Annotated in this window: 5 protein-coding genes and 2 tRNA genes; 1 reads left to right on the top strand and 6 read right to left on the bottom strand. The window is 37.9% G+C overall.

All coding sequences use genetic code 11. The features are described from left to right. Positions 1-126: 126 nt before the first annotated feature. The 6 genes from gyrA to MUW73_RS02875 form a co-directional block, all read right to left on the bottom strand. Entirely contained in the window at positions 127-2,703 is a 2,577-nt protein-coding gene (gyrA, locus tag MUW73_RS02900; protein WP_243018269.1) for a DNA gyrase subunit A, read from the bottom strand. Between the two features lie 128 nt (positions 2,704-2,831). Continuing rightward, positions 2,832-5,027, bottom strand: coding sequence for an ankyrin repeat domain-containing protein (locus MUW73_RS02895; protein ID WP_243018270.1), 2,196 nt, complete (start codon positions 5,025-5,027; stop codon positions 2,832-2,834). A 676-nt stretch (positions 5,028-5,703) separates the two neighbouring features. After that, on the bottom strand, positions 5,704-6,819 hold the full coding sequence (locus tag MUW73_RS02890; protein ID WP_243018271.1) for a bifunctional (p)ppGpp synthetase/guanosine-3',5'-bis(diphosphate) 3'-pyrophosphohydrolase: 1,116 nt from the start codon (positions 6,817-6,819) through the stop codon (positions 5,704-5,706). 285 nt (positions 6,820-7,104) lie between these two features. Beyond that, a tRNA-Leu gene (locus MUW73_RS02885) sits at positions 7,105-7,188 on the bottom strand. 101 nt (positions 7,189-7,289) lie between these two features. Beyond that, positions 7,290-7,360: transfer RNA gene (locus MUW73_RS02880), tRNA-Cys, on the bottom strand. A 12-nt stretch (positions 7,361-7,372) separates the two neighbouring features. Further along, positions 7,373-9,145, bottom strand: a complete 1,773-nt coding sequence (locus MUW73_RS02875) for a 30S ribosomal protein S1 (protein ID WP_243575235.1) — start codon at positions 9,143-9,145, stop codon at positions 7,373-7,375. Between the two features lie 351 nt (positions 9,146-9,496). Here MUW73_RS02875 and traM point away from each other — a divergent pair, with 351 nt between their 5' ends. Further along, a complete protein-coding gene (traM, locus tag MUW73_RS04670; protein WP_445083564.1) occupies positions 9,497-9,682 on the top strand; it encodes a conjugative transposon protein TraM in 186 nt (61 codons plus the stop codon). Positions 9,683-9,915: the final 233 nt, after the last annotated feature.

The following is a 9,915-nucleotide window of genomic DNA, read 5'->3' as shown; positions in this document are numbered from 1 at the left end:
CAGTTGCCGGGATGGATTGCAGAGAGGCTCCTGTTTTTCCAGCTGTAAACTAAGCTTTCAGTAACTGTCATGAACAGATACAAATTTTCAAAGATGGGTTATGCCCGAACATGGTGTACAAATCGTTTAATCTACAACTACCTCTTCTGCTGCAGCTAGATCTTCGTCTACTGGGTTATATCTTTCAACAGGTAATACATCTATATTCGTATCACCTATACCCTCTACCCCTTGCTGATTTTCGCTAGCTACCTGCTCTAAAATATCTATTCTAGCCACAGACGCAATGGTATCATTTTGTCCTAGTCGAATTAAGCGTACCCCTTGTGTCGCTCTACCTATAAGGGGTAGTGTACTGACTTCAATACGAATCGCTAAACCAGATTGATTCATAATCATTAATTCATCCTGGTTTTTTACCGCATGAATAGCTACTAGTTTACCTGTTTTTTCCGTAATCTGCATCGTTTTTACACCTTTGCCACCTCTTTTGGTAATACGATAGTCTGCAAGAGAAGAACGTTTTCCATAACCATTTGCCGAAACAACCAAAACATCTAAATCTGAACTTGGGAAACAGGCCATCCCAATCACGCGGTCTTGTTCATGGGCTAGGGTAATACCCCTTATACCAGAAGCCACACGTCCCATAGGGCGCACATCTTGCTCATTAAATTGGGTAGCCCTACCAGACTCTAGTGCTAATACAATATGGTGACTACCATTGGTTAATTGCACATCTAATAAAGAGTCACCCTCCCGAATTACAATGGCATGAATGCCATTGGCACGTGGTGTAGCATAGGCACGAAGTGGCGTTTTTTTAATAATACCTTTTCTGGTACACATAACCACATAATGGTTATCTACATAGTCATTATCTTTTAAATTTCTTACCTGAATAATACTACGGACTTGATCCCCAGGTGTTATATTGATTAAATTCTGTATGGCTTTTCCTTGTGTGGTTTTCTTGGTTTCTGGTATCGTATAGACTTTCACCCAATAGACTTGTCCATATTCTGTAAATATCAATAAATACTGGTGCGCAGTAGCTATAAACAGATGCTCTGTAAAATCATCTTTTTTAGTAATGATACCTTTAGCCCCTACGCCTCCTCTACCTTGAAGACGATAGTCAACCAATGGAGTCCTTTTAATGTAACCTTGGTTGGAAATCATGATGACCACTTCCGTATCTGGAATCATATCTTCCATCGTAAAGGCATCTGCATCATACGCTACTACGGTTCTACGTGGATCACCATAGCGTTCTTTAAGTGCCATCAACTCTTCCTTAATCAACTGCATACGGAGTGCTTTATCGGCCAACACCGCTAATAAATGATCAATCAGTTTTTGCACTTGTTGGTGTTCTTCTACAATCTTAGCACGCTCTAGACCGGTAAGGCGCTGTAAACGCATTTCTAAAATAGCTTTTGCCTGTAGCTGACTCAAAGAAAAGGTTTGTATCAATCCTTCTTTAGCCACTTCTGGATCTTTTGAACCACGGATGAGCGCAATAACCTTATCTAAATGATCTAAAGCAATCAGATAACCTGCTAATAGGTGTATTTTCTTTTTGGCATGTTCTAGATCAAAACTAGTTTTGCGTACCAATACCTCATGTCTGTGGTCGACAAAATGAACTATAAGTTCTTTTAAGTTTAAAATCTTAGGTCTACCTGCTACTAAGGCTACATTATTGACACTAAAAGAGCTTTGTAACTGAGTTTGTTTGTAGAGGTTATTGAGTACTACATTGGCTATTGCATCCCGTTTGAGCTCATAGACAATACGCATACCTTCCTTGTCTGATTCATCTCGAATATCGGCAATGCCTTCTATTTTTTTTTCATTAACCAGGTGAGCTGTTCTTTCTATCATAACGGCCTTATTAACCTGATAAGGTATTTCAGTGACAATGATCTGCTCTTTCCCACTAGCAGCTACTTCAATAGTTGCCTTTCCGCGCAATAGGACACGTCCTCTTCCTGTTTGAAAGGCTTCACGTACCCCACTATAACCATAAATAATACCCCCAGTAGGAAAATCAGGTGCTATAACATATTCCATTAACTGAGGAATCGTTATATCATTATCCTCAATATAGGCGACAATGGCACTAAGGGTTTCTGATGCATTATGAGGAGCCATATTGGTGGCCATACCCACTGCAATACCAGAGGCACCATTCAAAAGCAAGTTAGGAAGTTTAGCAGGCAATACTATAGGTTCTTGGAGAGAAGCATCAAAGTTAATCTGAAAATCAACTGTATCCTTATTAATTTCTTTAATTAACTCTTCAGACATGTGCACCAAACGGGCTTCAGTATAACGCATAGCTGCAGGCGCATCTCCATCGATAGAGCCAAAGTTACCTTGACCTTCTACAAGCGGATAACGTAGCGACCAGCTTTGGGCCATGCGGGCCATCGCTTCATAAATGGCTACATCACCATGTGGATGGTATTTACCAAGCACTTCTCCTACAATTCTTGCAGATTTTTTATAAGATTTGTTTTGACTCAGACCGAGCTCGTGCATAGCATACAATACCCGTCTATGTACAGGTTTTAAACCATCCCGAACATCTGGAAGTGCCCTGGCTACAATAACGGACATAGAATAATCTATGTACGCATCACGCATTTCGTCTTCTATATTAATTGGTATAATACGATCCGTTGGTGTGGTATCCATAAGTAAGGCAATTAAAATTTATAAGTAGTTAAAAATACGAATAAAATGAAGAAAAAAGGATAGGAAAGTAGATTCAAGGATGATATTAAAATGCGAACCAAGAGCAGACGTAGCCTTTTGTGACAACTCTATTGATGTCCGAAGTAACCTTGCAGTAATTTATAACATGTTACATATCCATTCTGTAACGCTACATAAGCAGGTGTTCTATTAAACTTATTTTTCTTTGATAAAGCGCCTCCTCTCATTAGTTCTTGGACTACTTTAATATGGCCATTTTGAGCCGCAAGGTGTAAGGGTGTATTTTTATAATCATCTAATGCATTAATCTCTGCTCCTGCGCCTAGAATAGCCCTTACACAAACTTCACAACCATTTTGAGCCGCAGTGTGTAACAGGGTTTCACCTGTTTTTCTTCTAATATTTACCTTGGCACCATAACGTATAAGCAATAAAACACAATCTACATGTCTATTCTTGACTGCAGCATATAAAGGGGTCTCATTCAATTGATTGACTATATCTAGTTTAGGCTTGTTTTTAATAACCTTATCAAGGAGTGGTTTATCTTTAACTTTACTTTTTAGCTTTTTAGTTATAGAGTCCTCATGCTGATCGGCTTCAAGCAATGCTTCTAGACAATTCAAATGGCCACTTGCAGCTGCTAGATAGAGTGGGGTTTCTTTAGCATGATTGTAGACTCTAACCTTTCCACCTGCTTGTATCAATTCCTTTAAACAAGATAGATAGCCTCTTTTTGCCGCTACATGCATAGCAGTAGCACCTGATTTTTTTGCAGCATTAACATTAGATTTTGCCTTAATAAGTGCTTGTAAAACAAGCAAATCATTTTTTTTTGCAGCTATATGTAGGGGTATTACTCCCCATTGATTAGCTAGATTTACAGGTGCACCAGCTGCTATCAGTGCCAAGCTAACCTCTACATTTTGAAAGGCAACAGATAAATGAAGCGGGGTATTTTTAAATCGTTCGACAACAGAAAGCTCATTATTAGCTTCTAGTAATGCTTCTAAACACTTTATGTTGCCCCTTTTAGCAGCCATATGCAACGGAGTATATTGTTCATGGGTAGTGGCATGTGGATTGGCACCGGCTTTTAATAACATCCTTAGGCAGGTGTCATGGCCATAAAAAGCACTCAAATGAAGAGGTGTTTTATTATGGAAGTCTGGCATATTTATGGGTGCGCCTGCCTTAATAAGTCTTGCCACACAGTCAACATGGCCTGATCGAGCAGCCCAGTGTAAAGGAGTGCGTTGCTTTTCGCCTATTAATTGTACATAGGCTTCATTGATATTGATCAAGGCTTGTAAACAATCGGTTTGACCATAAAGAGCTGCCAAATGCAGCGGGGTATTTTGTTCTTTATTACGCACAGATGGCTTAGCACCTGCCTTTAATAATAGATTTAAACAATCTAAATGGCCGTTTAAAGCCGCCACATGTAAAGGTGTATATAGTCCCTCTACGGCATGGACATCTGCTTTATGCTTTAAAAGTTCTTTGACTACTGCCAGTTTACCATGTCGTGCAGCTAAGTAAAGTGGTGAAACACCATTGGGTGTAATTGCATTTACTTTAGCTTGGTTATAGATTAATAACCGAATACATTCAAGATTACCGCTTTGCGCAGCAGCATGTAGCGGAGTTAACTTATAATCTTTGGTAAATACGTTTACTTTTGCACCTGCTTTTATCAAGGCTTGAAGGGCTAAAAGTGAACCTGATAAAGCAGTACAATGTAAAGGTGTAAGCCCATTTTTATCAAACCCATTTACATCTGCTCCTTTTTGAATCAAGTAGCTTATACACCGTGCTTGGCCAGCTTCTGCAGCCACATGGAGGGGTGTTCTACCTTCATTATCAGATAGCTTAATGGAGGCACCAACTGCAATAAGCTCTTTCATAATATCTAATTGACCATTCTGAGCAGCAAAATAGAGGGGTGTTCTGCCTAGGTAATCCACTATATTTACTTTAGCCCCTACATTAATAAGCTCTTGCGCACAAAATAAATACCCTCTAGCAGCTGCTATATGCAAGGCACTAATTTTATTTTTATCTAATACTTGGATATTTTTTCCAGCAGCAATTAAAGCACGCAAATGGTTGACATTTCCTTTAGCAGCGGCTATATGCACATCTATAGGGGCTACATGTTTGTCTATAGGGGCTGATTTAGCAATAGTGGCAAGCTCATCGGGTGGTATAACAGGTTGTTGGAGGTGACCATAAGTGGAATGCATAGAAGAAATATACAAGCCGATAGAAAGGCTACATAGCAGGATTGTTTTCTTAAGCATATCGATTTTGTAGCTATTTAGATGATAAACAAATACTTCATGAACAACGTTACTTGTGTTAATAATTTCAAGTCTCAAGCAGTGTTTGAGCCTCAAGACAGGTTTATTATGTTTGCACTTTCCAATCTGTTGCTTCTACAAGCCTGGAGTAGCAAGCGAGTTACAAAAGTTTATTAATAAAAGCTTGCCTCTTTAGTATTGCAAATTTAGATGATTAAAATTTTTTATAAAAAACTAGCTAAAGCAATCAAGCGTTAAGGTAGTAAAATTAGTTGAAATATGTAAGAAATGCACCTAATCTTTGCTAGAAGATTAGGGAAATGCCAATTTAATTTTACATGCTACTTGCAAAATAAAGATGCAGTCTAAGCAGATGATAGCCTAATTATTGATAGGCTGTTGGAGCAGCCTTAGGAGGGCTTGTTTTAGATTGCCTTAGGAGGGTTACATGACCATCTAGAACAATTTAATTAAGAAAGATAGGAGTAGCTATTAGAGTCAAACTGCCTATGTGGTGCATAAGTGCTAGTTAACTATAGCTATAATCAATTTTTTTAAAAACTTTCTTAATCAGCTGATTCCTTCAGTTGACACCATTCACTGAGCCGATACAAACAAATAGCAGTTTATTACAGTGCTAAATCGATATAAAGATGGCTCTGTTATAGGCCTACCGTTAATCCAAGTGTTTATACTTCCAGTGCGCTGCCTGACCATGCTCTGCTATATAATCCATGCGTTCTGTACGTATTTGAACCTCCAAGCGTCCATATTTATAGGTTTCAAAGGTAAGATGAAGTGATTCATAACTACTATCTCTGGGTATACTGATCCAGTCTCTCATAATATTACAAACTGGCTTATAAAGCCCAGTCAGGATACTCAGTACCTTCCAGCAAGCTATTTTTTCTTCTTGTAGCGTTTTACCACTCATACCAACTAGAATAATCCTGACAGCAGCAAGATCGTGTATTTGATCAACGTCTACCTTGAGTCTTTGAATTTTATGCCAGATAGAATATACAGACTTAATGCGTTTTTTTAATACAAAATTAATACCATGGGCTTGAATGGCAGAATGAACCTCCTCAGATATAAGATTTAGCTTTTGTTGTCTTTGAAACTTAGTCATGCCAAGTTTCGAAGTGATAGAATAATACGTAAGGGTATCTGTATGTTTGAGCCAAAAATCGGCTAATTTAGCTTGAATATGATATAACCGAATTCTGTGCGCAAGTGGGATATACAAATATTTTAGATCAATCAAGATTTCGTTACTAGAACAATAAAGGAATTCTGAATCTAAACTTTCGAATGGCAACCCGCTAGTACTTACGCGAATAATATCACAAATCTGTAGCAAAACTGCTACAATACGGGGAGTAGCTACATCAGGATAATTCAGAGAATCAAAAATCGAACTAAGACGCATCTTGAAACGTTTTAAGCGATTAAGCTCTACTAACACAGAAGCTATTTTTAGGCTAAAACGTCTTTGAATGGCTTGTTCCTGAATCAGCCCTTTTAAGAAAGATGGTGCTAATATGGCAGCAATAACAGTAGAAAGTTCCAGATGCATCTCCGTAGTAGCAATAATGGCCACCTGAATAGATTCATGTAAGGCATGCTTAGAACTTATTAGATCTGACTGATCTGCCAAGCTTTCTACCCATGAACAAGCTTCGCGTATCTTTAACCAGGCCTGCTTTGTCTCTGCTGGTGTTTTGGATACTGACCTTGCAAGCTGATGCAAATTCCAATCATTTAGATCAAGCATTTCATCTCCTTTCATGACTCTATACAATCAAAAGTTTTCTATATGAAGTAATTGGGTAAAATAGCTTACTGCCTTAGCTGAGACTTGCTTCAAGTGAGATTCATTACTTCACTTTAAAGTTACGACTTTATTAAAAATTTTGCACTGTACAGCATACAGGGGAAATGGCCTAATCTTAGGAATGCGTTACAACGAAATCAATTATGATTTCAATAAAGTTTACTAGAACTACAAAAAATAAGTTGATAACGCTGATTAAAGTATGCTCCCATCTGATATGTAAGCCACTCTATATTGAAGTACCTGAGGCCGGAATCGAACCGGCACGATATCACTATCATTGGTTTTTGAGACCAACGCGTCTACCAATTCCGCCACCCAGGCAAAAAATATAAAGGAATATATAAGAAATATATGAATATAGAAATAAACTTTTATAGATCAAGCAAACAAACTATTGATGGGAATCAACATAGATTCACTAGAGGTCGCGAGTGGATTCGAACCACCGTAAGAGGTTTTGCAGACCTCTGCCTAGCCACTCGGCCACGCGACCCAAATAAAATAATTACTCTTTACTACCTCCTTTTATATTTTGTTCTAGTTTTTCTTTTAAATCAGCAAAAGCTTCAAATCCTCTAGTGGATGAAGTTTTTTCTATTTTTCCTTTAGGCTCTGACTTGGGTTTTGACTCAACTTTCGGCTCAATGGCTGGATTAAAAATAATTTTATGAGATAAAATTATTTTTTTATCTGTTTTAGCAAATTTCATTACTTGAAAGTCTAATTCTTCTCCTACTTCTGCTTCCTGGCCATCTACTTTCATTAAATGCTGTTGCGGTACCTGGCCTTCTATACCATGTACTAATTCAACAATGGCACCACGACCTGGAATTTTTTTCAGAACAGTACCTTTATGTATGGTGCCTACTTGAAAAATTTTCTCACAGGCATCCCATGAATTCTCTTGCTTTAAGCCAAGTGAAAGGCGTCTGTTTTCACAATTAATGCCCAGTACAACTGCTTCTACTTTCTCTGTTAATTTGAGCACATCCCCAGGATGGGCAATACGTTTGGTTCCAGACAGACGAGAAACGTGCAAGAGACCTTCAATACCTGGTTCTAGCTCTATAAAAGCGCCAAAGTGGGTTAGATTCCGTACAACACCTTCATGAGTGGTTCCTACTGCATAGGTAGATAGGAATGCATCATTTTCCCATGGATCACCAGTTAATTGTTTGATCCCTAAAGATATTTTATGAGTTTTACGATCCAAGGATAAGATACAGGTTTCAATAGTATCGCCTATTTTGTAATGTTCGTTGATATCGCGTAAATACTGTGACCATGAAATGTCTAAAACATATACGAAACCCTCCACACCAGGCATGAGCTCTATAAAAAGACCATAATCGGCAATATTGGTTATGGTACCCTTAATAGTAGAGCCTACTTGCACTGTTTCTGGGAGAGAATCCCATGGATGTTCTTCGAGTTGCTTCATACCTAAAGAAATACGCTTTTTATCTTCATTAAAGCCAATTACTACTACACGTACTTTTTGACCAAGCGTGAATAACTCTTCTGGATGGTTGACTCTGCTCCAGGACATATCTAACTTGTGCAGCAACCCATCTACCCCGCCTAAATCAATAAAAGCACCAAATTTAGTTATGTTTTTGACATAACCCTCTAGAATTTGTCCTTTTTCAAGTTTACTCATGATTTCGAGCTTTTGTCCCTCCAGTTTCTTTTCAGTTAAGGCTTTATGAGAGACCACTACATTATCATTGGCATGATTGATTTTAATAACGACTACATCAATGGTTTTACCTACAAACACATCAAAGTCCAAAACAGGCCTGATATCAATTTGGGAACCAGGTAAAAAAGTTTCAATATCACAAACTTCTACAATTAAGCCGCCTTTTGTTCTACGTTTAACAAGACCTTCTAAAACTTGACCATGTTCTAATGCATGTTCTATTTTTTCCCAGGCCCTGACTAATTTTGCTTTTTTACGAGAAAGGACCAATTGACCTTTGGTATTCTCTGTTTCTTCTATATATACCTCAACTTCATCACCTGGCTTTAGTTCAGGCAGATCTCTAAACTCAGAAGCAGCGATTAACCCATCAGATTTATATCCAACACCGACAATAACATCTTTATGGGTGATACTTATAACTGATCCTTTTACTACTTCATACTGACTAATAGCGCTTAAAGTAGCTCCATATAGTTCAGCAATAGCTTCTTTTTCTTGATCTGTATATGCACTGCCTAGCTTACCAGTGTTGTCATATTGATCCCAGTTGAAAACTCCTTCTGTTGCATTCATAAAGGCGAGGTATTGACTTTATTGTTAATTGAAAACAACTTTAAACTATTTGTTTGCGGCTGTTTTGCGTGGTTAAAAAATGAAATTAAATATACACTTCTATCTAAAAGCTATAGGTTGACTACTCAACTTGAGCTTTACAATTCATAAACTTACAAAAAAAATATCAATATTGGCATGCTTTACCATACTGATCTATATTTGGGTGGCCGTATGATTGATGCTACTTAAAAATGATCTATTATAACGTATATAGTAAGGACCAGCGGGGGCGAGTGAACAAAAAGTTACGGTTTCGATTTAAGCCCCCATTTATTATATACGCCTGAATAATATTCCACATGTTTAAACATAGATGCGTTTATTTGTCTCCATAAACGTTATGTCTATGGCACACAAGAGCTCAAACATGGCAGAAGTATTAAAATAGGTGTCAAAGAAGCTTTTGCTGACAAAGGTCAGGAAATACCTAAAGGGGCATTGTTATATGGTATCGTTGCTTTTGGAAAGGAAAGCGTTCTTTACGCTCAGCAATGATCTAACACAGCATATCGTCAAAAGTAAAATAAAAAGAAATAGTAAGTTTTGATGGGGTGAATCAATGACAATGGTTATATAAGATCCTGTATTTGGGATCGAGACAAACCAGTAAGGAAAGTAATATCATCCAAAGGGTAGCCTTTTAGAACCATAGACTTGGCTATGGAAAGGGCTTTTTCCCTTTCTCCCTCTAGCTTACCTTTTTCGAGACCCATTTTTTCTCCTTCTTG

Source organism: Candidatus Cardinium sp. cByotN1, assembly GCF_022810525.1.
GTDB lineage: Bacteria > Bacteroidota > Bacteroidia > Cytophagales > Amoebophilaceae > Cardinium.
This window is presented reverse-complemented; position numbering and strand designations above follow the sequence as displayed.